The sequence below is a fragment of the Allobosea sp. ASV33 genome (assembly GCF_016428755.1).
Classification (GTDB): Bacteria; Pseudomonadota; Alphaproteobacteria; order Rhizobiales; family Beijerinckiaceae; genus Allobosea.
On sequence record NZ_JAELTI010000033.1, the window covers coordinates 14,468 to 40,943 of the forward strand.

The window sequence follows — 26,476 nt, forward strand, 5'->3', positions numbered from 1 at the left end:
TGGCAAAGCCGAATCCGGCTCAGCCCCACCAGCGCTCCGAGACGGCGAAGCGGCCCGCCGCCTGCTCGATCACCTCGCCGAGCGAGAACAGCGTCTCCTCGTCGAAGGGGCGGCCGATGAGCTGCAAGCCCAGCGGCAGGCCCTGCGCGTCGAGGCCGGCGGGCACGGCGATGCCGGGCAGCCCGGCCATGTTCACCGTCACCGTGAAGACGTCGTTCAGGTACATCTCGACCGGATCAGCCGAGCCCTTCTCGCCGATGCCGAAGGCGGCCGAAGGCGTGGCAGGGGTCAGCACGGCGTCGATGCCCTGGCCATAGACCGTCTCGAAATCGCGCTTGATCAGCGTGCGGATCTTCTGGGCGCGGACGTAATAGGCGTCGTAATAGCCGGCCGAGAGCACATAGGTGCCGATCATGATGCGGCGCTTGACCTCGGCGCCGAAGCCGGCGGCGCGGGTCTTCTCGTACATCTCGACGATGTCCTTGCCCTGCTCGCGCAGGCCGTAGCGGACGCCGTCATAGCGGGCGAGGTTCGAGGAGGCCTCGGCCGGGGCGACGATGTAATAGGCCGGCAGGGCGTATTTGGTGTGCGGCAGCGAGATCTCGATGATCTCGGCGCCTGCGGCCCTGAGCCATTCGATGCCCTGCTGCCAGAGCGCGTCGATCTCGGCATTGAGGCCGTCGAGCCGGTATTCGCGGGGAATGCCGATCTTCATGCCCTTCACCGAGCGGCCGACGGCCGCCTCGTAATCCGGCACGGCCATGTCCACCGAGGTGGTGTCCTTCGGATCATGACCGGACATCGAGCGCAGCATCACGGCGGCGTCGCGCACGGTCTTGGCGATTGGCCCGGCCTGGTCGAGCGAGGAGGCGAAGGCGATCGTGCCCCAGCGCGAGCAGCGGCCATAGGTCGGCTTGATGCCGACCGTGCCGGTGAAGGCCGCCGGCTGGCGGATCGAGCCGCCGGTATCGGTCGCGGTCGCGGCAAGGCAGAGATCGGCAGCGACGGCCGAGGCCGAACCGCCGGACGAGCCGCCGGGAACGAGATGGTTGCCCTCGACGGAACCACCCTGCCCGGCGCCCACATTGGAGCCCTTGCGGCGCCAGGGGTTCACGACATTGCCGAAAGCCGAGGTCTCGTTCGACGAGCCCATGGCGAATTCGTCGTTGTTGAGCTTGCCGAGCATCACGGCGCCGTCACGCCAGAGCTGGCTCGTCACGGTCGATTCATAGGCCGGCACGAAATTGCCGAGGATCTTCGAGCAGGCGGTGGTGCGCACGCCGTTGGTCGCGAACAGGTCCTTGATGCCGAGCGGCAGGCCTTCGAGCGGGCCGGCCTCGCCCTTGGCGAGCTTCTCGTCGGAGGCTGCCGCCTGCTTCAGGGCGTGCTCCGGCGTTTCCAGCACATAGGCATTGAGGGCGCGGGCCTTCTCGACGGCGGCGATATGCGCCTTCGTGAGTTCGGTCGCGGAGAAGGTCTTGGCTTTCAGGCCGTCGCGGGCCTCGGTCAGCGTCAGGCGGGTGAGATCGGTCACGGTATCAATTCCGTTCTGCATGCGGATGGCGATCCCGGATGGCGCTTCGCGTCTCCGGGATGATCGAAACAGCGCGCTCCGCGCTTACTCGATCACCTTCGGCACCATGAAATAATCGTCCTCGGAGGCAGGGGCGTTGGCGACGATCGCATCGGCGATCTCGCCGTCCGTGACCACGTCCTCCCGCTGCTTCATCGCCATCGGCGTCACCGAGGTCATCGGCTCGACGCCGTCGACATTCACCTCGTTGAGCTGCTCGACGAAGCCGAGGATGGCGTTGAGCTCGCCTTGCAGCTTGGGCAGATCGGCCTCCGGCACGGCGATGCGCGCGAGATGCGCGACGCGTTTGACGGTGGCGAGATCGACCGACATGGCGGGCTCCTGGATAGGGCGCGGATCGCGCGCCGGAAAACGGTTCGCCGCGCTATAGCGCGGCGAACGGGCAAACGTAAATCAGCATTGAGCGATCAGGCCGGTTTCTCCGGCTCAGATCGCGAAAGCCTCGCCCTTCTTTGGCAGGATAACCTCGATGCCGCTGCCCTGCATGCCGGCGACGAAGGCATCGGCATTCTGGTCGATGATCGGGAAGGTGCCGTAATGGGCGGGGATCGCGAGTTTCGGCTTGACGAAGCGGGTCATGGCGAGCGCGGCGACCTTGCCGCCCATGGTGAAGCGATCGCCGATCGGGCAGATGCAGGCCTCCACGCCGTGGATCTCGGCGAGCAGCGCCATGTCGGAGAAGATGTCGGTATCGCCCATGTGCCAGAGCGTCTTCTCGCCCTTGGCCTTGATGATCGCGCCATTGGCATTGCCGACGGGGACATTGACGCCGCCCTCGCCCATCCCGGCCGAATGGTCGGCACGGACGAGCGTGACGCTGAACGGGCCGAGATCGACCGTGCCGCCGGTGTTCATCGGGCTGAAGTTCTTCAGGCCCTGCGAGGCCAGATGCATGGCGAGATCGTAATTGGTGATGACCGTCGCGCCGGTCTTTCCGGCGATATCGAGCGTGTCGCCGACATGGTCGCCATGGCCGTGGGTGACGACGATATGACTGATGCCCTTGGAAATCGCCGCGACATCGCCCTCGAAGGCCGGGTTCCCGGTGAAGAACGGATCGATCAGGATGGCGGCGCCGTCGATATCGACGCGGAAAGCGGAATGGCCGTACCAGGTGAGTTTCATGCGAAGGCTCCGGGCTTTCGAAATGCCGGCCCCTATCTAGGCCGATCCGGGCCGCCGACCAAGTCGACAATGCAGTTTGAGAGAGGCAGGCTGGAGCAATGTCGAAGGAACGGAATCGCCTCATGACCGACGCAGCAACGATCGCCCGCCGGATCGCCCAGGGGTATGGCGACGAGCCGGCCGATCTTGTCATCAAGGGCGCCAGGCTCCTCGATCTCGTCACCGGCGCGCTGGTCGAGAGCGATATCGCGATCTGCGGCGATACCATCGTCGGGACGTATGGGACCTACGAAGGCAATCGCGTCATCGATGCCAAGGGCTTGATCGCCGTGCCCGGTTTCATCGACACGCATCTGCACATCGAATCCTCGCTGGTGACGCCGCTCGAATTCGAACGCTGCGTGCTGCCGCATGGCGTCACCACCGCGATCTGCGATCCGCACGAGATCTCGAATGTGCTGGGCGTCGAGGGCATCCGCTATTTCCTCGCCTGCGCCGAGGCGATGCGGATGGACCTGCGGGTCAACCTGTCGAGCTGCGTGCCGGCGACGCATCTGGAGACGGCCGGCGCGCAGCTCGAGGCCGGCGACCTGACGCCGATGATGGATCATCCCAAGGTGATCGGTCTGGCCGAGTTCATGAATTTCCCCGGCGTGATCCATCGCGATCCCGGCTGCCTCGCCAAGCTGGAGGCCTTCTCGCATCGCCATATCGACGGCCACGCTCCGCTGGTGCGCGGACTGGATCTCAACGCCTATCTCGCCGCGAGCATCCGCACCGACCACGAGACGACCACCGCCGACGAAGCCCGCGAAAAGCTCGCCAAGGGCATGGCGATCCTGATCCGCGAGGGCTCGGTATCGAAGGACCTGCATCAGCTGATTCCGCTGATCTCGCGCGACGCCTCGCCCTTCCTCGCCTTCTGCACCGACGACCGCAACCCGCTCGATATCGGCGAGGAAGGCCATCTCGACTACATGATCCGCACGGCGATCGCCGAGGGCGCCGATGTGCTGGCGACCTATCGCATCGCCTCGCTCTCGGCGGCGCGGAATTTCGGGCTGTTCGATCGCGGCTTCATCGGGCCGGGCAAGCGCGCCGATATCGTGCTGGTCGAGGACCTCGCCGCCTGTTCGGTGAAACAGGTCCTGACGGGAGGCCGGCTGGTCGAGGCGGCGCTGTTCGCGGACCGGGCGGTGATCGCGCCGGTCGGGCTCGGCAGCGTGAAGAGCCGCAGGCTCTCTCCTGCCGATTTCGCGGTGAAGGCCCGCGACGGCGAGACGCCGGTGATCGGCGTGGTGCCAGGGCGGATCATCACCGAGCGGCTGGCGATGGCCCTGCCCTCGCGCGACGGCGAGGCCCTGCCCGATCTGGCGCAGGATGCGATCAAGGTCACGGTGATCGAGCGGCACGGCAAGAACGGCGGTATCGCCGGCGGCTTCGTTCATGGCTTCGGCATGAAGCGCGGCGCCATCGCCTCGTCGGTCGGGCATGACAGCCATAATCTCTGCGTCGTCGGCGTCGACGATGCGTCGATGGCGGCGGCGGCCAACAAGCTGATCGAGATCGGCGGCGGCTTCGCCGTGGCCGATGGCGGCACGGTCACGGCGGAGCTGGCGTTGCCGGTCGCGGGGCTGATGAGCGAGCAGCCCTTCGAGGCCGTGCGGCACGATCTGGAAGGCTTACGCGCCGCGGCGAAGGCGCTCGGCGTCGTACTGGCCGAGCCCTTCCTGCAGGTCGCCTTCCTGACCCTGCCGGTGATCCCGCATCTCAAGATCACCGACAAGGGACTGGTCGATGTCGATCGGTTTGATTTCGTGTGAGCCCGTAATGGCGCACTGAGCAACTCCCCGATCAACCGGCGCCTGTGGTGGGTCACGGGCTGACTTTCCCCATGAGCGTGGGGCGTTCGCTTCTTGGGTGGTGGCTCAGCGTCCGCCAATAAGCTCAACTCGACGCGCGCACACTGTCCACCATCAACTTGGTGCCCAGGGCTCCAACCACCGCGCCGGCCGTTCGGTCGATCCAGATTTTAGAGCGGAGATAGGCCGCCCGTGGCGTGCGGGATGAGAAACCGACTGCGACGACGGTGTACCAACCAAACTCGATCAGGAAGAGCATCGGCGGCAGAGTAAAATACATCCACGACGGTGTTGGGGATGGCAGCAACGCGGCAAACATGGATGCGTAGAAGATTGCCGTCTTGGGATTGGAAAGCTGGACTAAGAGTGCTCGCAGCAACGAGGTCCACAGCGTACTTTGTCGCTCGCTTGTGGTCTCGGAGACCTCCAGCGGTTCAGGAGCAGCGCGCCAGATGTTAATGCCGAGCCACAGAAGATAGGCGCCGCCAGCCAGCCTAAGCGCGATGTTGAGCCATTCGACCTGCAGCAAGATTGCCGTCAAACCCGCGACCGCGATGGCCGCGAAGACGAAACCGCCAATGCCCATGCCGATAGCGGCCATGACGCCATCTGTGCGCGATCGCGAGATAGCGATACGCGAGACCACGACGAAACTCGGGCCGGGGCTGATAGCCCCAAGCAGGAAGACGCCGAGGATCGAAATCAGAACAGCGAGCTCATGCATGACTGACTCTCGTCACTTTCATTCAACGGCCTTGCCCCGATGGGCCGGCCAGTTTGAAGGAAGCACTATCGACGCAGCCAACGCAGTCTACAATAGGTCGGAAGCGCGGCCTCTCCCGATCGAACAACCTGCACCCTAAATCCGCTCCTCCAGCACCGCCATGACCTTCTCGGCGACGAGCCCGGACACCCGCCCGTTCGATTCCACCGTATTGCCGGCGATATGCGGGGTCAGGATCAGGTTCGGCGTACCCGCAAAAACCTTGGCGGCGTCCTTGCCGAGCGGCTCCTGCTCGTAGACGTCGATCGCCGCGCCGCCGAGCTTGCCGGCCTTGAGCGCCTTGACCAGAGCCGCTTCGTCCATGATGCCGCCGCGCGCCGTGTTGATCAGGATGGCGTCCGGTTTCATCCGGGCGAAAGCCTTCTTGTCGATCATGCCGCGGGTTTCCGCGGTCAACGGGACGTGCAGGCTGATCACGTCGGCCTCGGCCAGCAACTCGTCGAGCTCCAGCCGCCGCACGCCGCTCCAGGCGGGATCGTCGACGGGCAGGCGCGGATGGTAGGCTGCGACCTCCATGCCGATGGCGCGGGCATGATGGGCGACGTCGCGGGCGATCGAGCCGAAGCCGACGAGACCCATCAGCTTGCCGGCGATCTCGCGGCCGATCAGCTTGGTCTTGGGGAATTCGCCGGCGACCATCGCGGCATTGGCGAAATAGGCGCCGCGCAGCAGGGTCATCGTCGTGCCGATGACGTATTCGACGACGGAGAGGCTGTTGGCGCCGGTCGCGGGGAAGACGCGGATGCCGCGGGCGGCGCAAGCTTCCATGTCGAGATTGTCGAGGCCGACGCCGAGGCGGCCGATGACCTTGAGCCGCTTGGCCGCCGCCAATACCTTGCCGCGCACCTGCGTCTGGTTGCGCACGATCACGGCCGGGACATCGGCGAAGAGCCGCGCCATCTCGTCCGGGTTGGCATAGAGCTCGGGATCGTAGTGGACCGAAAAGCGCGCCTTGAGATTGGCGACGGCGGCGTCGTCCATGAATTCGGTGATGACGATATCGGTCATGGCGCGGTGCTGACGAGGAAACGAAGGCGTTGATCGGGGCCGTAGAGCGGCGCGACGAAGGTCTCGATGAGCCGCCCGCCATTCTTCTCGATGATGCGGCGCGAGGCGTGATTGGTCGCATCGCAGGTGATGGTGATCTCGGGCAAGCCAGCCTCGCGCGCCACGCCCAGCATCGCCGCGAGCGCCGCGGTGGCATAGCCATGGCCTTCGAAGGCCGGCAGGATGGTGTAGCCGACATGCCCCAGCACATGCTCCGGCAGGGCCAGGATCGGGCGGCCGTCCTTCTCCTGCCAGCGCAGGTTGATCGAGCCGATGAAGGGCCGCTCCGGCCGATCCTCGGCGAAGATCCAGCGCGTCGGGCCGGGAATGCGATCGACCTCGCGGCCATCGGGCAGCTTGATGCGGCCGGGGCCGCCACGGGTCTCGGCGAGGAAGGCGTCGGGATCGGCGGCGATCGCGGCGAGCTGCTCGGGCGCGACGTTGCGCGTCGTATTCGGCGACCAGCCCCCGCGCAAAGCCGCCTGATAGGCGTCGAGCAGGGACTTGTCGGGAACTTGCAGCGAGATCCGCGCCGGCACGGGAGGCATCCTTTTTCGGAAGAGTCCGATAGCCGGCGCGTATAGCGCGACGGTCGACGATGCGCGATGACTTCCGCGCTACAGAGAGCGGAAACCCGCCATTCCTCGCATGCATCGAAACAGGTATCGCTCGCGAGACAGCCCGGCGCGTGATACCGCCATGCCATGACCAGCGCCGTCGTCCCGCTCGAAGCCTTTATCGACCTGCCTGCGCATGCGCGCCTGCTCGGGCTCGATCTCGGCACCAAGACGATCGGACTGGCCCTCTCCGATGTCGAACGGCAGATCGCGTCGCCGCTGGAGACGATCCAGCGCGTGAAGTTCGGGCTCGATGCGGCAGCTCTGCTGAAGATCGCCGGAAAGCATCAGGTGGCCGGGCTGGTGATCGGCCTGCCGCTCAACATGGACGGCACAGAAGGCCCGCGCGTGCAGTCTACGCGCGCCTTCGTGCGCAATCTCGTGCCCCTCACCGATCTGCCGATCGTATTCTGGGACGAGCGCATGTCGACGCTGGCGGTGACGCGCACCCTGCTCGACGCCGATGCCTCGCGCGCCAAGCGCGCCGCCGTCGTCGACAAGATGGCGGCTGCCTATATCCTGCAGGGCGCGCTCGACCGGCTGGGCCGGCTCGGCCCGCACGAAGCCGGCGACGATGACGGCCAATACGACTGAAGGCCGCCCCACGCGATGGCGAAGCGGCCTTCATGAACGCCTTCGGAATTGGGCTTGAGCCGGTTCCAGCCTAGTTGAAGATCTGGCCGCGCTTGATCGCCCTTTTCTGGGCCTGGCGCTCGTTTTTCACCGCGCGCTTCTGCTCTTCCAAGGTCATGCCGGCCATCGGATTCTGCGCGCGGCCGTAACCGCGGCGGTCGTCACGGCCATAGCCCTCGCCCGCGCCGAAGCGGGGCGCCCGGTCCTCATAGCGCCGGGAATCGCGGCGCTCATAGTCCCGGCGTTCGTAGCCGTCACGCGAACGGCGCTCGTAGCCCTCACTGGGGCGGCGTTCATAACCCTGGTTGCCGTAATACTGCGCGGCCGCGGGCTGAGCGGAAGCCCAGGCCAGCGCGATCAGGCCCAGGCCCATGATCCCGGTGCGTCGAAGCGATGTCATCGTGTCCCCCTGTCGATCGATCCACGACGCCATGCATGACGCCGAAATGCGAAGAATGTCCTCACAAAAAAGGCCCGCGCAGATTGCGCGGGCCTTGCAGGCTTAGTTGCGGTCGACCTCAGCGATAGTCGCGGAAGTCATAGGCGCCGTAGGGGTTATAGTAGCGCCTCGGGGCGACGTAGACCGGCGCCGGCGGCGCATAATAGTCGTCGTCGTAATAGTAGGTCGGCGCCGCATAGGCGCGGTTCTGCGCCGCGATCGCGGCCGCACCGAGAATGCCGAGGCCGACGGCGCCGGCCACCGCCGCACCGCGCGACGGGCCGCGCCAATGGCGGTAGCGGTACTGCGAATACTCGACCTGCGCCTTGTCGAGACGCGCCGCGTCGAAGCCGCGCACCTCCTTCGCCATCGCGGGAACGGCGAAACTGCCGGCAGCGATACTGGCTGTGGTCAGCGCAATGGCGACCTTTTTCTGCAGAGACATCATGGCGGCATCTCCTTTCACGAGATCACTCCAACCTTGCAGGAAGGATGGCGCAATCCGATTGAATGGGACCTGAACCAATCGCGGCAGCATTGCGGCAGGGACAGAGCGGTCCTTCTCCCGCGCCCTTGCCGGCCTGATCGGGGCATGACAGGGACAGGTCAGTTCGCCATTAGAACCGCCACTCGCCGCCATTGTTCCCGCCATGGCCCGTTGCGGCAGTTTCCTAATCCCCACCCCTGCCCTCCTTTCCGGCCCGCCATGCTCGACAGCCTGATCGCCGTCTTTCTCGTCATCGCGACGGGCTGGTTCCTGAAAGTGCGCAACGTCGTCTCTCCGGCGCATTGGGTCGGCGTCGAGCGCCTGACCTATCAGGTCCTGTTCCCGGCGGTGGTGATCCATACGCTGGCGATGGCCGATCTGCGCAGCATGCCAGTGTTCGGCATGGGCTCGAGCCTGATCCTCGCGATCCTGACCGTCGCCGCGCTGCTCCTGCTCGCCCGCCCGCTGCTGGCGCGCGCCGGCATCGGCGGGCCGGCCTTCACCTCGATCTTCCAGGGATCGGTGCGCTGGAATACCTTTGTCGGGCTAGCGCTCGCCGCCGGCTTGCAAGGGCGCACCGGAACGACGCTGATGGCGATCGCCGTCGCCGCGATGATCCCGCTGCTCAATGTGATGTGCGTGTTCGTGCTCGCGCGTTTCGCCAGCGGCAAGCCGATGAGCCTGGGCGCAACGATCCGATCGATCCTCTACAATCCCTTCATCTGGTCCTCGGCAGTCGGGCTCGCGCTCAACCAGCTCCAGTGGATGCTGCCCAGCGCCTTCACCGGCTATCTCGACGTGCTCGGGCGCGCCTCGCTCGGTATCGGGCTGCTCGTGGTCGGCTCGGCGCTCGATCTGAGCAAGCTGGCGCGGCCGCGGCTGGCTCATGCCGTGGCGGTCTGCCTGAAGCTCGGGCTGATGCCCCTGCTGGCCTGGCTCTATGCCGGCTGGTTCGGCGTCACCGGCCCGGCGCTGGCGATGACGGTGGTCGCCGGCGCGGTGCCGACGGCGACGGCGGCCTATTTCCTGGCGCGCGATCTCGGCGGCGATGCACCGCTGATGGCCGAGATCACGACCCTCCAGACGCTGCTCGCGCTGGCGACGCTTCCGGCAGCGGTCTTTCTTCTCGTCTAATATACTAACGCTTGAAATTTATTCATAAATGCAATCTATGATTGCATATCCGTCCGGGATTCGAAGCCGCGCCGGACGAGTTGATCCCCCATTATGCGAGGGAATCCATTCGCCATGAAGCCTAAAGAATCCAAGTTGGTCTCGCTCGAAGCCATCGCGCAAGGGCGCGATGAAGACGATATCCCCCACAGGCCGATGACGCCGCTGGAGGCCGCCTCCTTCATCGAGGGCATGGCAGCCGAACTGCGCGTCATGGCTCGCAGCACCAAGCTCAGCGCCCTCTCCTATTTTCTCGAAATGGCCAGGATCGAGGCCTCGGCCGAGATCGAGCGGCTGGCCGCGCCGAGCAGCGAGCGCCATTGATACCGGGCCGAGGGTTCAGGGCAGGACGCGCGACAAGGTCCCGCCGGGATGGCGCCGTATCGCCCCCGTGAGTTCCAGCTCGACCAGAACATGACCGATCTCGCGCGCCTCGAGCCCGCTGGTTCGCACGAGATCATCGAGTGCGACCGGCGTGAGGCCAAGAAGATCGAGCACGAGGCGCCCCGGATCGACGGCTCCGGCCGGCCGCGACGACGATGCCGGCTCCAGCGCGAAGCCGTTCTCATGCTTGGCATAGCCGGGCGCCGGCAGGATCTCGGGCCAATCCAGCTCGTCCCACATCGCCTCGGTCGCCGGCTCGCCGATCGTCTCGCGCATGATGTGGGTGGGGAGAGGCAGATCGAGCTCGCCTTGCCGCAAGGGCTGCAGCGCCTCGATGACATGGGCCGATTCGGCGCAGAGCGTGGCGCCCTCCCGAATGAGATGATTGCCGCCCTCGGCCCGCGGATCGAGCGGCGAGCCCGGCACGGCGAAGACCAGGCGGCCCTGCTCGTTGGCGAAGCGCGCGGTGATGAGCGAACCCGAGCGGCGCGCCGCCTCGACCACGACGGTGCCGAGCGACAGGCCTGAGACCAGGCGGTTGCGTCTTGGGAAGTCGCGGGCGCGGGCGACCCAGCCGAGCGGCATCTCGCTGACGAGCGCGCCGCGCTCCAAAAGGCGGCGGGCGAGCGGGATGTTCTGGGGCGGATAGATCTCGTCGAGCCCGCCGGCGAGCACGGCGACGGTGCCGGTCTCCAGGCTCGCTTCGTGAGCGGCCGTGTCGATGCCGCGCGCCAAGCCCGAGACCACCGTGAAATCGGCCTCGCCGAGATCGCGCGCGAGCCGCGCGGTGAACTTCATGCCGGCAGCCGAGGCATTGCGCGACCCGACGAGCGCGACGCCCGGCCGCTGCAAGGTCTCGACGCGCCCGAGCACGGCCAGCAAGGGCGGCGCCGAATCGATCGCCTGCAGCGGAACGGGATAGCCGGCCTCGCCCAGCGCGATGAAACGGCCGCCGAGGCGCGACAACCCCTCGAACTCGCGCTCCGCCTCACCCGCCGGGCAGATGCGGATGCGCCGTCCGGCCTGTCTGGCGAGGTCCGGCAGCGCGTCCAGCGCCCCTGCCGCACCGCCGAAACGGTTCATCAGCGAACGGAAGCTGCGCGGGCCGATGCTTTCGCTGCGGATCAGCCGCAACCAATCGAGACGCTGGCGATCGGAGAGGACGATCCCAGCCATGTCCCTGTCAGCCCTTCTGGCCGATCTTGCCTTCGCGCCCGGCCAGCAGCCGGGCAATGTTCTCCCGGTGCATGATCCAGAGCAGGACGGACAGGGCTGCCATCACGAGCGCGGCCTGCGGCATCCCGGCCCAGAACCAGAGCAGCAGCGGCGCGACCACGCTGGCGATCAGGGCCGAGAGCGAGGAATAGCGGAACAGATAGGCCAGCCCCAGCCAGATCACGGCGAAGGCGAGCGCGACCGAGGCCTTCACGCCGATCAGCACGCCGATATAGGTCGCGACCCCCTTGCCGCCCTTGAAGCCCAGCCAGACCGGGAAGAGATGGCCCAGAAAAGCGCCGATGCCTGCCGCCAGCGCGGCTTGCGGCCCGCCGAGACAATACGCGCCGACGAGGACCGCGACGGTGCCTTTCAGCATGTCGCCGACCAGCGTCGCCGCTGCAAGCTTCTTGTTGCCGGTGCGCAGGACGTTGGTCGCGCCGATATTGCCTGAGCCGATGCTGCGCAGGTCCGGCCCGCCGGCGAGCTTGGTCAGGATGATGCCGAAGGGGATCGAGCCGAAGAGATAGCCGACGACAAGGGCAATCAGCGTGGCGGGGCCGGAGAGGCCCCAGTTCAGAACATCCGTCATGCCGCCCCTTTTCCCCCGCGGTTCGCGGACAGCCTAGCCCGGCTCGGCTTCGTAGACTACCCGGCCGCCGACGAAGGTTGTGGCGACGATGCCTTCCAGCCGCGCCTCGTCGAAGGGCGAGTTCTTGGCGCGCGACTTGAGCTTGCGCTTGTCGACGACGAAGGGCGCCTCGGGATCGAACAGCACGAGATCGGCCGGCGCGCCGACGGCAAGCCTGCCGGCGGACAAGCCGATCAGCGCGGCCGGCCGCGCCGAGAGCGCGGCGAGCAGTCGCGGCAGATCGATCTGCCCGGCCTGGACCATGCGCTGGGCCGCCGAGAGCATCGTCTCGATGCCGAGCGCGCCATCGGCGCATTCGGAGAAGGGCTGGCGCTTGGTCTCGACGTCCTGCGGATCGTGATCGGAAACGACGACGTCGATCACGCCCTCGGCCAGGGCCGCGACCATGGCGAGGCGGTCGTCTTCATGACGCAGCGGCGGCGTGACCTTGCAGAAGGTGCGGTACTCGCCGACATCGTTCTCGTTGAGGGTCAGGTTGTTGATCGAGACGCCGCAGGTGACGCGCACGCCGTCCTGCTTGGCGCGGCGCACGATCTCGACCGATTCGGCGCAGGAGATCATCGCGGCATGATACCGGGCGCCGGTTGCGCGGGCGAGGCGGATGTCGCGCTCCAGCATCACCGTCTCGGCTTCGATCGGAATGCCCGGCAGGCCCTTGCGGCTGGCGAATTCGCCATCATTCATCACACCGGAGCCGCGCAGGTCTGGGTCCTCGACATGGTTCATGATCAGGGCGTCGAAATTGCGCGCATAGATCATGGCGCGGCGCATGACCTGCGGATTGCGCAGGCCCTTGGCGCCATCGCAGAAGGAGACCGCGCCTGCTTCCAGCAGCAGGCCGAACTCCGTGATCTCCTTGCCCTCCAGCCCCTTGGTCAGGGCGGCGCAGGAGAGGACGTTGACGACGGCCTTGTCGCGGGCGCGGCGCTTGACGAAATCGATGATCGCGGGGTCGTCGATCACCGGGTTGGTATCCGGGCGGCAGACGACCGTGGTGACGCCGCCGGCAGCGGCAGCCTGAGAGCCGGTGCCGAGCGTCTCGCGGAATTCGGCGCCGGGCTCGCCGAGGAAGGCGCGGAGATCGACGAGGCCCGGAGTCAGAACCTGCCCCTTCGCATCGATACGGCGCACGCCCTCGCCGGTGGCGGGAACGCCCTGCCATTCGACCGAGGCGATCGCGCCGTTGCGGATGAGAACGGAGCCTGTGCCCTCGCGCCCGGTGGCCGAGTCGATCAGGCGCGCGTTGACGATTGCCAAGTCTCTCGACGTCATGTCCTGCGTGTCAGCCATGTTCGGTCTCTTTACGCTCAGACATTCGGCAGGTGCTGGGCGAGCGCGTCGAGCACCGCCATGCGGACGGCGACGCCCATCTCGACCTGCTCGCGGATCAGCGACTGGGCACCGTCGGCGACGGCCGAGGAAATCTCGACGCCGCGATTCATCGGGCCCGGATGCATCACCAGCGCATCGGCTTGAGCGCGCGCCAACTTCTCCTGATCGAGCCCGTAATAGCGGAAATACTCCTTCGCCGAGGGCACGAAGGCGCCGTTCATGCGCTCGAGCTGGAGGCGCAGCATCATGACGATGTCGGCGCCCTCGAGACCCTTGTTCATGTCGGTGAAGATCTCGACGCCCATGCGCTCGATGCCGGGCGGCAGCAGCGTCGTCGGGGCGATCAGGCGGACCTGGGCGCCCAACGCGTTGAGCAGGATGATGTTGGAGCGGGCGACGCGCGAATGCAGGATGTCGCCGCAGATCGCCACCGTCAGGCCCTGGATGCGGCCCTTGTTGCGGCGGATCGTCAGCGCGTCGAGCAGGGCTTGCGTCGGATGCTCATGGGCGCCGTCGCCGGCATTGATCACCGAGCAGCCGACCTTGCGGGCGAGCAGGTTGACCGCGCCGGCCGCATGGTGGCGCACGACGATGATGTCCGGGCGCATCGCGCTCAGCGTCGCCGCGGTATCGATCAGCGTCTCGCCCTTCTTCACCGAAGAGGAGGCGACGGACATGTTCATCACGTCGGCGCCCAGGCGCTTGCCGGCAAGCTCGAAGGAGGCCTGCGTGCGGGTCGAGGGCTCAAAGAACAGGTTGATCTGGGTGCGGCCGCGCAGCGTCGCCGTCTTCTTCTCGACCTGCCGGGAGAGGGAGACGTAGTTCTCCGCCCTGTCCAATAGCGCTTCGATGTCCAGATGGGACAACCCCTCGATCCCGAGGAGATGGCGGTGCGGATAGAGCGGTGCTGGCGATGTCATTTGAAGCAGGCTGTTTAGGCGCGAGTCGTTGGCGGCGCAAGCGACTCCCGACTGGGAGGGCGCATGTCCTGTGGGTGTTGCCTTGCGGGTCTTGGAGCTTTCAGGAAAACGACGCTACCTATCGGATTTTCCGCCGTGCGTGAGGATGCCGCCTTGTCCAGCCCGACCGATGCCTTCGTCCCCGCCGCCAACGGCGCCCTCTGGCAGACGATCGCGCCCGCCGAGGCCGGCTTCGACCCGGAGAGGCTGAAGGAAGCGGTCGATTTCGCCCGCGAACAGGAAAGCCCCTGGCCACGCAGCCTCTATTATCCGGACGGCAGCTATGTCGGAAATCGCGAGTGGAACGAGAGCGGGCCCTGGACCGAGATCGTCGGCCCGGTGCGCGAGCGCGGCGGTCCGGCCGGGCTGATCCTGAAGGGCGGCCGCATCGTCGCCGAATGGGGCGACACCGCCCGCACCGACATGACCTTCTCGATCGCCAAGAGCTATCTCGCGGTGCTCGCCGGCATCGCCTTCGACGACGGGCTGATCAAGGATGTGGACGAGGCGGTCGGCGCGACGGTCGCCGGCCCGGTCTTCGCCGGCGCGCATAACGGCCGGATCACCTGGCGCCACCTGCTGCAGCAGTCGAGCGAATGGCAGGGCGAGATCTTCGGCAAGTCCGACCAGGTCGACCATAACCGCCAGATCGGCCCCGGCGCCGATAATAGCCGCAAGGGTCAGCGCCGCGAGCTCAGGACGCCCGGCTCCTTCTACGAATATAACGACGTGCGCGTGAACGTACTGTCCTACGCGCTGCTGGAGCGCTTCCGCCGGCCGCTGCCGGAGGTTCTGCGCGAGCGGGTGATGGACCCGATCGGCGCCTCGCCGGATTGGCGCTGGGAGGGCTACAGCACCTCCTTCACCGAGATCGACGGGCGCTCGATCCAATCGGTGCCGGGCGGCGGCCATTGGGGCGGCGGGCTGTTCATCGGCGCGCGGGACCATGCCCGCTTCGGCCTGCTGATCGGCCGGCAGGGCGACTGGGGCGGCCGGCAGATCCTGTCGCGCGACTGGGTCAGGCGCATGCGGACGCCCTCGCCGACGCTGACGAATTACGGCTATCTCTGGTGGCTGGCGGCGCGCCCCGGCGTGCCGGCCTCGTCCTTCTCGGCGCTCGGCGCCGGCAGCAATGTGATCTGGGTCGATCCGGAGCAGGATGTCGTCGCGGTGCTGCGCTGGATCAACGGCGCCCAGACCGACGCCTTCATCGACCGGCTCGTGGCGGCGCGAGGCTGAGGCCCCCGCCTTGCAAAGCCTGCGACCGCCCCCATGTCTCACCGCTGCATCAGCGAGCCGGCGATCGTCGTCACCACCCATTCGGGGTTTGACACAGGCAGCGCGCTGAACCACTTTCGCGCGCAAATCCGAACCGCAGCGGTCTTGCGGGTCGCGGGACCGTCCGTCAGGGCTGGTTCCGCGCTCTGATCAAGGCTGTCATCGAGACACGAAAATCATGAAGCTCCTCGTCGTCGAGTCGCCGGCCAAGGCCAAGACGATCAACAAATATCTGGGCTCCGACTACGAGGTCATCGCCTCGTTCGGGCATATCCGCGACCTGCCGGCCAAGGACGGCTCGGTGGAGCCCGACAACGACTTCCTGATGAAGTGGGAGATCGAGGGCCGCGGCGCCAAGCAGGTCGCCGAGATCGCACGCGCCGTGAAGGGCGCCGAGAAGCTGATCCTCGCGACCGACCCGGATCGCGAGGGCGAAGCGATCTCCTGGCATGTGCTGGAGGCGCTGAATCAAAAGAAGGTGCTGAAGGGCATCCCGGTCGAGCGCGTCACCTTCAACGCCGTCACCAAGGACGCGGTGCAGAAGGCGCTGGCCAATCCGCGTGCGATCGACCAGGCGCTGGTCGATGCCTATCTGGCGCGCCGGGCACTCGATTATCTCGTCGGTTTTACGCTCTCGCCGGTGCTGTGGCGCAAGCTCCCCGGCGCCCGCTCGGCCGGCCGCGTGCAGTCCGTTGCTTTGCGCCTCGTCTGCGACCGCGAGCGCGAGATCGAGGCCTTCCGGGCCCGTGAGTACTGGTCGCTGGTCGCGACGCTCGCGACCGCATCCGGCCAGACCTTCGAGGCCCGCCTCGTCGGCGCCGACGGCAAGAAGATCACCCGGCTCGATATCGGCAACGAGGAAGAGGCGAAGGCCTTCAAGGCGGCGCTGGAAACCGCCCTCTTCACCGTCAGCGAGGTCGAGGCCAAGCCGGTCAAGCGCCACCCGCAGCCGCCCTTCCAGACCTCGACGCTGCAGCAAGAGGCCTCGCGCAAGCTCGGCCTCGCCCCGGCGCGGACGATGCAGCTTGCCCAGCGTCTCTATGAAGGCGTCGATATCGGCGGCGAGACCGTCGGCCTGATCACCTATATGCGTACCGACGGCGTCGACATGGACGGCTCGGCCATCGCGGCGGCACGCCGCGTCATCGGCAAGGAATTCGGCGATAAATACGTGCCGAACGCGCCGCGCAAATACACGGTCAAGGCCAAGAACGCGCAGGAGGCCCACGAGGCCATCCGCCCGACCGATCTCGGCCGCCTGCCGGCCATGGTCGCGCGCCAGCTCGAGCCTGAGCAGGCCAAGCTCTACGAACTGATCTGGAAGCGCACCATCGCCAGCCAGATGGAATCGGCCGAGATGGAACGCACCACGGTCGATATCGCCGCCAAGGTCGGCGCCCGGAACCTGGAGCTGCGCGCTTCCGGCCAGGTCGTGCTCTTCGACGGCTTCCTGACGCTCTACCAGGAAAGCCGCGACGATGAGGAGGACGAGGACTCCAAGAAACTGCCGGCGATGAAGGCCGGCGACGCGCTGGAGAAGCGCGCCATCGCCGCCGACCAGCATTTCACCGAGCCGCCGCCGCGCTTCTCGGAAGCGAGCCTCGTCAAGCGCATGGAAGAGCTCGGCATCGGCCGGCCCTCGACCTATGCCGCGACACTCTCGACCCTGCGCGACCGCGAATATGTCCGCATCGAGAAGAAGCGCCTCGTGCCCGAGGATAAGGGCATGCTGGTCACGGCGTTCCTGGAGAGCTTCTTCAAGCGCTATGTCGAGTTCGACTTCACGGCCAATCTCGAAGAGAATCTCGACCGCGTCTCGAATGCCGAGATCGACTGGAAGGCGCTGCTGCGCGCCTTCTGGGACGAGTTCCAGGCCTCGATCGGCGAGACCAAGGACCTGCGCGTCGGCGACGTGCTGGAAGCGCTCAACGGCATTCTCGGCGACTATATCTTCCCGAAGAAGGCCGACGGCTCCGATCCGCGGGTGTGCCCGACCTGCGGCAACGGCCAGCTTTCGCTGAAGCTCGGCAAGTTCGGCGCCTTCGTCGGCTGCTCGAACTATCCGGAATGCCGCTATACCCGCCCCCTCTCCGTCCCCGCTGCCGATGGCGAGGCTAGCGCCGAGGGCGGCCAGGGCGCGCCGGGCGTTCGTATCCTCGGCACCGATCCGGTGACCAATCTTGAGGTAACGCTTCGCGACGGCCGCTTCGGCCCCTATATCCAGCTCGGCGAGGGCGAGAAGCCCAAGCGCTCCAGCCTGCCCAAGGGCATGAGCCCGGCCGGCGTGACGCTGGAGAAGGCGCTGGCCCTGCTCTCCCTGCCGCGCGAGGTCGCCCGGCATCCCGAGAGCGGCGAGCCGATCCTCGTCGGCATCGGGCGCTTCGGGCCTTACGTTCAGCACGGCAAGGTCTATGCCAATATCGACAAGGATGACGATGTGCTCGAACTCGGCGCCAACCGCGCCATCGACCTGATCGTCGCCAAGGAGAGCGGCGGCGGGCGTGGCGGCCGGGCTGCGGCGACGCCGGGCCGGGCGCTCGGCGACCATCCCGCTGGCGGCGCTCTGGAGGTCAAGGCCGGCAAATACGGTCCCTATGTCGCCTGGGGCAAGATCTTCGCGACCCTGCCCAAGACCATGACGGCCGAGAGCATCACGCTGGAACAGGCGATCGAGCTGGCGAATGCCAAGGCCGAGGCGAAGGGCGGCAAGGGCAAGCCGAAGGCCGCGGCTGGTGCAGCCAAGGCCAAGGCGCCGGCGAAGAAGACTGCTGCGAAGAAGGCCCCGGCCAAGAAGGCTGATGAGGCGGCACCAGCCGCGAAGAAGGCGCCGAAGGCCGCGCGCGGCTGACGGCGCCGCGGCTTCACGGAGCGGCCTGAATGCGGCTTGCGAGCTGGCTTCTGATCGGAGGCGGAGCAGTGCTCTGCCTCGTCGCATTCGCGGGCTGGGTCGGGCTCAACCTGTTTGCCTGCGGCCTGGCTTCCGGCGGTTGCAGCCTCTCCCGGTTCCGCTTTCGGTGGGAGGATACCGAAGCCCTGATGGTCTTCGTCCCGCCCTTCGTGCTGGGCTGCGTTCTGGCTGCGACGGGGATCGCGCTGCGGATGTACCATCGTTTCAAGCAGCGCTAGAGCGCGCTGGTTTCATGCAGAACCCGCCGTCATTCCGGGCTTGACCCGGAATCCATCGAAGGGCGCCGAGCTCTATGATGGATTCCGGATCGGCGCCGCTATCGCGGCTGGTCCGGAATGACGGCCCGTTTCCGTGGAAACCAGCGCGAGCCAGTGCGCCGCCCCGCGCTCAGAGGCTCGCGACCACCCTGATCTGCTTCACCTCGCCGCGCAGGAAGGCCTGCAGGAAGCGGTCGTAATCCTTGAACGAGATGCAGCCGTTCGAGTCGCCGCGCGGCCCGAGCAGATAGGTGTGGGCGAGCAGGCCGGCGCGGCCATGGATCGCGCCGCTGCCGCCGACCGGGTTCAGCCGGATGGCACGCACACCGTGGAACAGGGCTTCGCGCTCGGTCAGCGTGTAGGTGTGCGGCGGGGTGACGCCCTTCATCCGGACATGAGCGTAGCGGACATCGTCCATCATCTCGCCAAGGCCGGAATGGGCCTCCAGGCGCTCGCCATTCGGCATGTAGACCATCTTGGCGGCGATATCGTAGATCGCGGTGCCGGCCTCGGCGGTGCGCGTCGGCGTGCCGACTGAGGGGCTGAGGCGCGTGATGCGGCCGCGGTCGACGATATCATCCTGCGGCGCGGCATAGGCGAGCGCGGTTCCGGCCGGCTCGGCCTGCTTCTGCACGCCGAACAGCTTCTCGAAGAAGTTGCGGTTGTCCTCAGGCGTCGGCACGGCCGCGGCGGTGCGGTTGCGGCGCGACGTGCCGGGCTGGGCGACGCGCGGCTGAAGCTGCTGCGGCTGGATTTGCTGAGGCTCGGCCTTCGGCAGCAGATCGAGCGGGCGCGGCACCGGCATGGGTGCGGCCTTCTCCGCCAGCGTGACCGGGGGCTGTGGCGGCAAGGGCAAGGCGGGTTCGGCGGCAGCGACAGCGGCGAGCGTGGATGACGGCGGCTGCGCGGCTGGCTGGAAGGCGGAACGCACCGGAGCGCCCGGCACGAAGGAGGCCCCCTTGGCGCCCGACAGAGCCGGATCGAGCAGGCCGCTATAGGCCGGGGCCGGCTGCTGCCCGAGGCGGGCGTTCGGTGCCTTCCGGGCCGTTGCAGAGAGCGTATCGGCGGCATCTGGAGCAGGCGTGCCCTGCCCCAGCATCCAGAAGCCGGACATCGCGCCGCCACTCAGGGCGAGCGCGACGAGGAGGCCTTTCAGCAGGGGCCGGCGGCGGCGGCGAGGCCGCACATAAGGCGCGCCACCTTCCCGGACATAGGTCGCATAGGTCATCCGCCGCACTCTCGATACGCTTACGCCACGCCCGGCGGCCGCAGGCACAGCGTCGCGGCCCGCGCCTCGACCAAGGGAGGCGCGATACACGTCGCGATGTCACAGAGCATGCCGGGAGAACCCAAACTTCGTTCCGTATCGATAAGGCGCTGCCTTGGTTAATCGCCGGTGAACCGCATCGATAAATTTTCGCCTTTCGCGCATGGCGGAACAGGCTTCGGCGCGGGGATGCATGACCATCGAAAGACGGCGCGATCGAGTCCGGACGATGAAGGAAGAAAGACGAGGATTTTTCGCGGACTGCCCCGATTGGCCCATCTTTTCCGGCAAAGCTGCGATCTCAGCCCATTTTTCCCAAACCGACCTTCGAATCGGATATGTCGCAAGCATCGCAACCGCATGAGTTGCAGCCGCCGGAATCGCAGGGTTCCAGCGCGCCTGCGCCGGAGGCCGGGACCGCAGTGAGCCAGCCAGCCGAGCCGAAGACGAGCTCCGTCGCCGCCTTGGGCGCAATCGTCAGCGGTGCGCTGATCCTGCAGATCGCCGCGACCATCGTGAACACGGCCGTGCCGCTGAAGATGGCGCTGGAGCAGAAGGCGCCGCTGCTGATCGGCCTCGTCGGCTCGGCCTATTCCGTCGGTTTCCTCGCCGGCTGCTTCGTCATCCCCGCCTTCATCCGCCGCGTCGGGCATATCCGCGCCTTTGCCGTCTTCGCGGCGCTTCAAGCGGTGCTGACACTGAGCTTCGCGGCGACGCCGCTCGACCTCTGGGGCATTTCGCGGCTGGGCATGGGCTTCGCCGGCGCCGGCCACGCGATCTGCATCGAGAGCTGGATCAGCGGGCAGGCCTCGGCCGGGCAGCGCGGCCGCGTCTTCGGCCTCTACCAGATCCTCAACCGCCTCGCCCTGATCGGCTCGCAGATCGGCGTCGGCTATGTCTCGATGCAGTCGAACGACATCTTCCTGCTGGCCAGCGCCGCCTTCTCGATCGCGCTGATCCCGGTCGGCATGACGAAGGCCAGGGGCCCGGAATCGGGCGCCGTGATCTCGGTCAGGCTCAACACGATCTGGCAATATGCGCCGGCGGCCGTCATCGGCTGCCTCTATGTCGGGCTGATGGGCGGGGCGCTCACCAATGTCGCGCCGGCCTATGGCATCCTGATCGGGCTCACCCAGAAATGGGCGATCCTGCTCACCGCCGGCATCCAGATCGGCGCACTCGTCCTGCAATGGCCGCTCGGGCTGCTGGCCGACCGGGTCGAGAGCCGCAAGATCATGCTGAGCGCCACCACCTCGGTCGTGCTGTGCACGCTCGCGCTGGGCGCCGTGTTCTGGTTTTCCCTGCCGCATAGCCGGCTCTGGCAGTTCGGACTGTTCGCGCTGATCGGCGCGGGCTCGATGCCGATCTACACGGTCGCGGTCGCCCATGCCTATTTCCGGCTGGGCCGCGAGCGCGCGCTGGGCCTGTCCGCGCAACTGCTCTTTCTTTGGGCGACCGGCTCCGCGATCGGCCCGCTGGTTTCGACCGCCTTCATGCAGGTCATGGGGCCGCAGGGCCTGCTGGTCTATCTCGGCACGCTGTCGCTCGCGACGGGCATCTACCTCGCCTTCCGCCTGCGGGTTAAGCCGCCGGAGGCGAACCCCTTCGCCGAGCGCAAGCCGACCGCCCCGACCATTCCCGACGTTTCGCCCGCGGGACGCAGGAGCGATGCCGAAGGGAAGTAGCTCGGCGAGTTTCACCCCGTCATTCCGCGCTTGCCCCTGCGGGAGCGCGAAATGACGGAAGCGGTTCAGGCGAGCACGACCGATCTCAATGCGCCACGGCGTGGCGGCTGGGCTTGGCCTTGAGTTTCAGCTCTTCCAGATCCTGGCGCTCGCGCGGGGTGTTGCGCATGAGCTGGTCCTTGCCCGGCGCATATTGCACCGGCTGGGCGGTATCGACGCCGTACCAGGCGGCAGCACGCAGCACGAAGCACGGATCGGCCAGATGCGGCCGCCCGAGCGCGACCAGATCGGCGCGGCCGGCAGCGACGATCGTGTTGACCTGATCGGCCGTGGTGATGTTGCCGACGCACATGGTCGCGACCTGCGCCTCGTTGCGGATGCGGTCCGAGAACGGCGTCTGGAACATGCGGCCGTACATGGGGCGCGATTCCCGGGCGGTCTGGCCGGTCGAGACGTCGACGAGGTCGCAGCCCTCGGTGGCGAAAGCTGCGGCGATGGCGACGGAATCGGCGGCGGAGAGGCCGCCTTCGGCCCAGTCGGTGGCGGAGATGCGCACCGACATCGGCTTCTCCCGCGGCCAGGCCTCACGCAGCGCCCGGAACACTTCGAGCGGATAGCGCAGGCGGTTCTCGACCGAGCCGCCATAATCATCCACGCGCTTGTTGGTCAGCGGCGAGAGGAAGCTCGCGAGCAGATAGCCATGGGCGCAGTGCAACTCCAGCATGTCGAAACCGGCGCGCATCCCCCGTTCGGCCGCGGCGACGAACTCGGCCTTGACCCGGTCCATGTCGGCGCGGGTCATCTCGCGCGGCACTTGGCTTTCCGGATAATAGGGCAGCGGCGAGGCCGAGATGATCGGCCAGGCGCCTTCCGGCAGCGGGCGGTCCATGCCCTCCCACATCAGCTTGGTCGCGCCCTTGCGGCCGGCATGGCCGAGCTGGAGGCAGATCTTCGCGGCGGAGTTCGCATGGACGAAATCGACGATCCGCTTCCAGGCGGCTTCCTGCTCGTCGTTCCACAGGCCGGTGCAGCCGGGGGTGATCCGGGCATCGGGCGCGATGCAGGTCATCTCGGTGAAGATGAGGCCCGGACCACCGATGGCGCGCGAGCCGTAATGCATCAGGTGCCAGTCGCCCGGCAGGCCATTCTCGGCGGAATACTGGCACATCGGCGAGAGCGTCATGCGGTTCTCGACCCGCATCTCGCGCAGCTTGAAGGGCTGGAAGGCCGGCGGCACCGGCGAGCCGTCCTTGCGGCGCTTGGCGAGATCTCCGAGGCCATCGGCGACGAGCTTGTCGACGGCCGTGACCATCTCCGGCGCGCGCAGGGCCAGATTATCGTAGGTGATCGCCTTGGAGCGGGTCATCAGGCCGAAGGCGAAGCGCAGCGGCTCGAAATCCCAGAAGCGCTTCAATTCCTCGAACCAGACCAGCGAGACATCGGCCGCGTGCTGGGTCTTCTCGACCTCCTCGCGGCGCTGCGTCTCGAACAGCTTCAGGCCAGCCGCGACATCGAGCTTCGCCTGCCCCATCGCCCTGTGCAGGGCGATGGCATCCTCCATCGCGAGCTTGGTGCCGGAGCCGATCGAGAAATGCGCCGTCGCCTTGGCGTCGCCGATCAGCACGACATTCTCGACCACCCAGTTGCGGCAGCGGATCATCGGGAAATTGCGCCAGAGCGAGCGGTTGGTGATGAGCTTGTGGCCTTCGAGCTCCTCGGCGAAGACGCCTTCGAGGAAGGCGGCGGACTGCGCCTCGTCCAGGGCACTCAAGCCCGCCTTCGCGAAGGTCTCGGGATCGGTCTCGAGCACCCAGGTCGAGCGCCCGGCCTCGTACTGGTAGCAATGGGCGATGAAGAGCCCGTGCTCGGTCTCCTTGAAGAAGAAGGTGAAGGCGTCGAAGGGACGGGTCGAGCCCATCCAGGTGAACTTGTTAGGCCTGAGGTCGGTCTGCGGCTGGAAGCGGTCACGCCAGTTCTCGCGCAGGCGGCTGTTGACGCCGTCGGCGGCGACGACGAGGTCGTAGTCGCGCTTCAACGTCTCGACATCGGCGATATCGTCGCCGAAATGCAGGTTGACGCCGAGCTCGCGCGCCCTCGCCTGCACCAGCATCAGCAGCGAGCGGCGCGAGCAGCCGCAGAAGCCATTGCCGGGCACGCGATAGCTGTCGCCCTTGAAGCGGATCTCGATATCATCCCAATAGGCGAAGTTGTCGCGGATCGCGGCGTAGCTCTTGGCGTCCGCCGCCTTGAACGTGTCGAGCGTCTGGTCGGAGAAGACGACGCCGAAGCCGAAGGTGTCGTCGGCCTGGTTGCGCTCGAAGATATCGACCGTGATCTCCGGCCAGTCCCGCTTCATCAGCAATGCGAAATAGAGCCCCGCCGGCCCTCCGCCCACGACCGCGATACGCATCGACGCCTCCATCAGGGAGCCGGCCGACCCGGCTTGAGAAATTATTTTAAGCCTAAAATGTTTTTGAGCTCAAGAGGCTTTTGCGGTGATCGGGCGAGACGCGCGGCGACCCGGCACGGCGAAACACCGCACTGACAGGGCTTTGCGCCGCAAAATGGCCCTCCCTCCGTGCCACCATCAGGCCGCTTGCAAATTCCTTCAGACTTAAAATATATTCGCAGCTGGAGGTCGAACGACCATGACACTGCAGGGACGGCGTGCATTGGTAACGGGTGGCGGACGCGGCATCGGCCGGGCCATCGCCGCCACGCTGACGGCGGCCGGCGCGCGGGTCAGCATCCTCGGGCGCGACGAAGCGACCCTGCGAGAGGCCGTCGCCAACGGCGTCGCCACCGATTTCGCGGCTTGCGACGTGCGTGACGAAGCCTCGGTCTCCGCCGTGCTCGACCGGCTCTCCCGCCAGAATGCCTTCGACATCGCCGTTGCCAATGCCGGCGCGGTCGAGACCGACCCGTTCATGCGCAGCGACAGCGAGCGCTTCCGCCGCATGCTCGACATCAACCTGATCGGCACGGTGAACCTGTTCCACGCAACGCTGCCGGCCATGCTGGAAAAGCGCCATGGCCGGCTGATCGCGATCGCCTCCACCGCGGGGCATCGCGGCTACCCTTATGTCAGCGCCTATGTGGCGGCGAAGCATGCCGTGGTCGGGCTGGTGAAGTCGCTGGCGCTGGAAACGGCGCGTTCCGGCGTCACCGTCAATGCGGTCTGCCCGGGCTATGCCGATACCGACATGGCGACCGCCAGCATCGACACTGTCGCGGCCAAGACCGGCAAGAGCCGCGAGGATGCGCTGGCGGCGATGATCAAGGACAATCCGCAGGGCCGTTTGATCGCGCCGGAAGAGGTCGCGGCAGCCGTGCTCTATCTTTGCGGGCCGGGCAGCGATGCCGTCACCGGGCAGTCGCTGCTCGTCAATGGCGGGGAGTTCTGAGATGGAGACGCCCTCCTCTTCCCTAATCCTCGACCGCGAGACCAAGGCGAGCGAGCGCCCCGGCGACCACAAGGACGAGCTGCGCCTTTGGCTCAGGCTGCTGACCTGCTCGACCCTGATCGAGACCGAGATCCGCAACCGCCTGCGCGAGGAATTCAAGACCACGCTGCCGCGTTTCGACCTGATGGCGCAGCTCGACAAAACTGCGGTCGGCATGACGGTCGGCGAGGTCTCGCAACGCCTGATGGTCTCGAACGGCAATGTCACCGCCGTCGTCGCAGGCCTCGTGACGGACGGGCTCGTCGACAAGCGCTCCGCCCCGCAGGACCGGCGGGTACAGATCCTGACCCTGACGGCACAGGGCCGCAAGGTCTTCCGCGCCATGGCCGAGCGCCATGAGGACTGGATCGCCGAATTGTTCGCTGGGCTCGAGCAGACCGATCGCGGGCAGTTGTTCCGGCTGCTCGGACAAACCAAGACCTCGCTGCATCGCGCCATCGCGGGGCGGGCCGAAGACGCCGCCAAGGGAGATGCCTGATGGCAGAGATCGCCAATGCCACGACCCTGCCGCTGGCGGGTTTCACGCCGGAGCATTTCAGTCTCTCGGTCTCCGGCAAGGTCGCCACGGTGACGCTGAACCGGCCTGAGAAAAAGAATCCGCTGACCTTCGCAAGCTACCGCGAACTCACGGATTTCTTCCTCGCCGCGCAGAAGGAAGAGGCGGTCAAGGCGATCGTCGTCACCGGCGCCGGCGGCAATTTCTCCTCGGGCGGCGACGTCTTCGAGATCATCGGGCCGCTGGTCGCGATGGAGACCAAGGACCTGCTGAAATTCACCCGGATGACCGGCGAGCTGGTCAAGGCGATGCGGGCCTGCCCGCAGCCGATCGTCGCCGCGATCGACGGCGTCTGCGCCGGCGCCGGCGCGATCGTCGCGATGTCCTCCGACCTGCGGCTCGGCACGGCCGGAGCCAAGATCGCCTTCCTGTTCAACCGCGTCGGCTTGGCCGGCTGCGACATGGGCGCCTGCGCGATGCTGCCGCGCATCATCGGCCAGGGCCGCGCCGCCGAGCTGCTCTATACCGGCCGCGTGCTCAAAGGTGAGGAGGCCGAGCGCTGGGGTTTCCTCAACCGGCTCTGCGCCTCCGAGGCCGTGCTGCCGGAAGCGCAAGCCCTTGCAGCCGAATTGGCTGACGGGCCGACCTTCGCCAACGCCATGACCAAGCGCATGCTCGAAATGGAATGGGCGATGTCGGTCGAGAGCGCGATCGAGGCCGAGGCCGTGGCGCAGGCGCTGTGCATGCAGACCGAGGACTTCTCCCGCGCCTATCACGCCTTCGCCAACAAGCAGAAGCCGGTCTTCGAGGGCAACTGA

Annotated in this window: 25 protein-coding genes; 11 read left to right on the forward strand and 14 right to left on the reverse strand. The window is 66.9% G+C overall.

The features are described from left to right. Positions 1–19 precede the first annotated feature (19 nt). The 3 genes from gatA to JHD80_RS12135 all read right to left on the reverse strand — a co-directional run bounded on the left by gatA (position 20) and on the right by JHD80_RS12135 (position 2,719). The gene (gene gatA, locus JHD80_RS12125; RefSeq protein WP_199087431.1) at positions 20–1,534 is read right to left on the reverse strand and encodes an Asp-tRNA(Asn)/Glu-tRNA(Gln) amidotransferase subunit GatA; all 1,515 of its coding nucleotides are present in this window, start codon (positions 1,532–1,534) and stop codon (positions 20–22) included. 84 nt (positions 1,535–1,618) lie between these two features. Continuing rightward, on the reverse strand, positions 1,619–1,906 hold the full coding sequence (gene gatC, locus JHD80_RS12130; RefSeq protein WP_199087433.1) for an Asp-tRNA(Asn)/Glu-tRNA(Gln) amidotransferase subunit GatC: 288 nt from the start codon (positions 1,904–1,906) through the stop codon (positions 1,619–1,621). Between the two features lie 114 nt (positions 1,907–2,020). Continuing rightward, a complete protein-coding gene (locus JHD80_RS12135; RefSeq protein WP_199087435.1) occupies positions 2,021–2,719 on the reverse strand; it encodes a metal-dependent hydrolase in 699 nt (232 codons plus the stop codon). Between the two features lie 122 nt (positions 2,720–2,841). Here JHD80_RS12135 and ade point away from each other — a divergent pair, with 122 nt between their 5' ends. After that, a complete protein-coding gene (gene ade, locus JHD80_RS12140) occupies positions 2,842–4,542 on the forward strand; it encodes an adenine deaminase (RefSeq protein WP_199087437.1) in 1,701 nt (566 codons plus the stop codon). A gap of 124 nt (positions 4,543–4,666) precedes the next feature. Here ade and JHD80_RS12145 read toward each other — a convergent pair whose 3' ends face one another. The 3 genes from JHD80_RS12145 to JHD80_RS12155 all read right to left on the reverse strand — a co-directional run bounded on the left by JHD80_RS12145 (position 4,667) and on the right by JHD80_RS12155 (position 6,951). Next, positions 4,667–5,305 carry a LysE family translocator gene (locus JHD80_RS12145; RefSeq protein ID WP_199087439.1) on the reverse strand — a complete coding sequence of 213 codons (639 nt, stop codon included), beginning with the start codon at positions 5,303–5,305 and terminating at the stop codon, positions 4,667–4,669. 135 nt (positions 5,306–5,440) lie between these two features. Continuing rightward, positions 5,441–6,373 carry a hydroxyacid dehydrogenase gene (locus JHD80_RS12150; protein WP_199087440.1) on the reverse strand — a complete coding sequence of 311 codons (933 nt, stop codon included), beginning with the start codon at positions 6,371–6,373 and terminating at the stop codon, positions 5,441–5,443. Next, the gene (locus JHD80_RS12155) at positions 6,370–6,951 is read right to left on the reverse strand and encodes a GNAT family N-acetyltransferase (protein WP_349237256.1); all 582 of its coding nucleotides are present in this window, start codon (positions 6,949–6,951) and stop codon (positions 6,370–6,372) included. Before JHD80_RS12155 ends, JHD80_RS12150 begins: the two co-directional genes overlap by 4 nt. Before the next feature lie 165 nt (positions 6,952–7,116). On the opposite strand from JHD80_RS12155, the gene ruvX reads away from it, so the two are divergent. Further along, the gene (ruvX, locus tag JHD80_RS12160) at positions 7,117–7,623 is read left to right on the forward strand and encodes a Holliday junction resolvase RuvX (RefSeq protein WP_199087444.1); all 507 of its coding nucleotides are present in this window, start codon (positions 7,117–7,119) and stop codon (positions 7,621–7,623) included. A 70-nt stretch (positions 7,624–7,693) separates the two neighbouring features. Here ruvX and JHD80_RS12165 read toward each other — a convergent pair whose 3' ends face one another. Then, the gene (locus JHD80_RS12165; RefSeq protein WP_199087446.1) at positions 7,694–8,095 is read right to left on the reverse strand and encodes a hypothetical protein; all 402 of its coding nucleotides are present in this window, start codon (positions 8,093–8,095) and stop codon (positions 7,694–7,696) included. An 85-nt stretch (positions 8,096–8,180) separates the two neighbouring features. Beyond that, the gene (locus JHD80_RS12170; RefSeq protein WP_199087448.1) at positions 8,181–8,549 is read right to left on the reverse strand and encodes a hypothetical protein; all 369 of its coding nucleotides are present in this window, start codon (positions 8,547–8,549) and stop codon (positions 8,181–8,183) included. A 258-nt stretch (positions 8,550–8,807) separates the two neighbouring features. Here JHD80_RS12170 and JHD80_RS12175 point away from each other — a divergent pair, with 258 nt between their 5' ends. Then, positions 8,808–9,722 (forward strand): AEC family transporter, encoded by a 915-nt coding sequence (locus tag JHD80_RS12175; RefSeq protein ID WP_199087450.1) that lies wholly within the window; start codon positions 8,808–8,810, stop codon positions 9,720–9,722. A gap of 114 nt (positions 9,723–9,836) precedes the next feature. Continuing rightward, positions 9,837–10,085: a hypothetical protein gene (locus tag JHD80_RS12180; protein WP_199087452.1), complete on the forward strand. Its 249-nt coding sequence runs from the start codon at positions 9,837–9,839 to the stop codon at positions 10,083–10,085. Positions 10,086–10,100: 15 nt separating this feature from the next. Here the strand turns inward: JHD80_RS12180 and dprA are convergent, their stop codons facing one another. Genes dprA through JHD80_RS12200 form a run of 4 tightly spaced genes read right to left on the reverse strand, consistent with a single transcriptional unit; the run spans position 10,101 to position 14,264 of the window. Further along, on the reverse strand, positions 10,101–11,312 hold the full coding sequence (gene dprA / locus JHD80_RS12185; RefSeq protein ID WP_199087495.1) for a DNA-processing protein DprA: 1,212 nt from the start codon (positions 11,310–11,312) through the stop codon (positions 10,101–10,103). Positions 11,313–11,328: 16 nt separating this feature from the next. Beyond that, complete coding sequence (gene plsY, locus JHD80_RS12190; protein WP_199087454.1) at positions 11,329–11,952, reverse strand: glycerol-3-phosphate 1-O-acyltransferase PlsY; 624 nt, start codon at positions 11,950–11,952, stop codon at positions 11,329–11,331. A gap of 33 nt (positions 11,953–11,985) precedes the next feature. Further along, positions 11,986–13,302, reverse strand: a complete 1,317-nt coding sequence (pyrC, locus tag JHD80_RS12195; protein WP_465246520.1) for a dihydroorotase — start codon at positions 13,300–13,302, stop codon at positions 11,986–11,988. A gap of 17 nt (positions 13,303–13,319) precedes the next feature. After that, complete coding sequence (locus tag JHD80_RS12200) at positions 13,320–14,264, reverse strand: aspartate carbamoyltransferase catalytic subunit (RefSeq protein WP_199087456.1); 945 nt, start codon at positions 14,262–14,264, stop codon at positions 13,320–13,322. A gap of 153 nt (positions 14,265–14,417) precedes the next feature. Between JHD80_RS12200 and JHD80_RS12205 the strand changes: the two genes are divergently transcribed. The 3 genes from JHD80_RS12205 (at position 14,418) to JHD80_RS12215 (ending at position 18,707) form a co-directional block, all read left to right on the forward strand. Then, positions 14,418–15,542 carry a serine hydrolase domain-containing protein gene (locus JHD80_RS12205; RefSeq protein ID WP_248311520.1) on the forward strand — a complete coding sequence of 375 codons (1,125 nt, stop codon included), beginning with the start codon at positions 14,418–14,420 and terminating at the stop codon, positions 15,540–15,542. 217 nt (positions 15,543–15,759) lie between these two features. Further along, positions 15,760–18,429, forward strand: a complete 2,670-nt coding sequence (gene topA / locus JHD80_RS12210) for a type I DNA topoisomerase (protein WP_199087460.1) — start codon at positions 15,760–15,762, stop codon at positions 18,427–18,429. 29 nt (positions 18,430–18,458) lie between these two features. Then, complete coding sequence (locus JHD80_RS12215; protein WP_199087462.1) at positions 18,459–18,707, forward strand: hypothetical protein; 249 nt, start codon at positions 18,459–18,461, stop codon at positions 18,705–18,707. 169 nt (positions 18,708–18,876) lie between these two features. Here JHD80_RS12215 and JHD80_RS12220 read toward each other — a convergent pair whose 3' ends face one another. Continuing rightward, positions 18,877–19,974, reverse strand: coding sequence for a DUF2778 domain-containing protein (locus JHD80_RS12220; RefSeq protein WP_248311521.1), 1,098 nt, complete (start codon positions 19,972–19,974; stop codon positions 18,877–18,879). Between the two features lie 461 nt (positions 19,975–20,435). On the opposite strand from JHD80_RS12220, the gene JHD80_RS12225 reads away from it, so the two are divergent. Continuing rightward, entirely contained in the window at positions 20,436–21,698 is a 1,263-nt protein-coding gene (locus JHD80_RS12225) for an MFS transporter (protein ID WP_199087464.1), read from the forward strand. An 85-nt stretch (positions 21,699–21,783) separates the two neighbouring features. On the opposite strand, the gene JHD80_RS12230 is transcribed toward JHD80_RS12225, so the two are convergent. Beyond that, positions 21,784–24,108, reverse strand: coding sequence for a bifunctional salicylyl-CoA 5-hydroxylase/oxidoreductase (locus JHD80_RS12230; protein ID WP_199087466.1), 2,325 nt, complete (start codon positions 24,106–24,108; stop codon positions 21,784–21,786). Between the two features lie 238 nt (positions 24,109–24,346). On the opposite strand from JHD80_RS12230, the gene JHD80_RS12235 reads away from it, so the two are divergent. The 3 genes from JHD80_RS12235 to JHD80_RS12245 are packed head-to-tail and all read left to right on the forward strand — an operon-like array spanning position 24,347 to position 26,476. Next, positions 24,347–25,102: an SDR family NAD(P)-dependent oxidoreductase gene (locus JHD80_RS12235; protein ID WP_199087468.1), complete on the forward strand. Its 756-nt coding sequence runs from the start codon at positions 24,347–24,349 to the stop codon at positions 25,100–25,102. 1 nt (position 25,103) lies between these two features. Continuing rightward, positions 25,104–25,640: a MarR family winged helix-turn-helix transcriptional regulator gene (locus JHD80_RS12240; RefSeq protein WP_199087470.1), complete on the forward strand. Its 537-nt coding sequence runs from the start codon at positions 25,104–25,106 to the stop codon at positions 25,638–25,640. Next, entirely contained in the window at positions 25,640–26,476 is an 837-nt protein-coding gene (locus JHD80_RS12245) for an enoyl-CoA hydratase family protein (protein ID WP_199087472.1), read from the forward strand. Before JHD80_RS12240 ends, JHD80_RS12245 begins: the two co-directional genes overlap by 1 nt.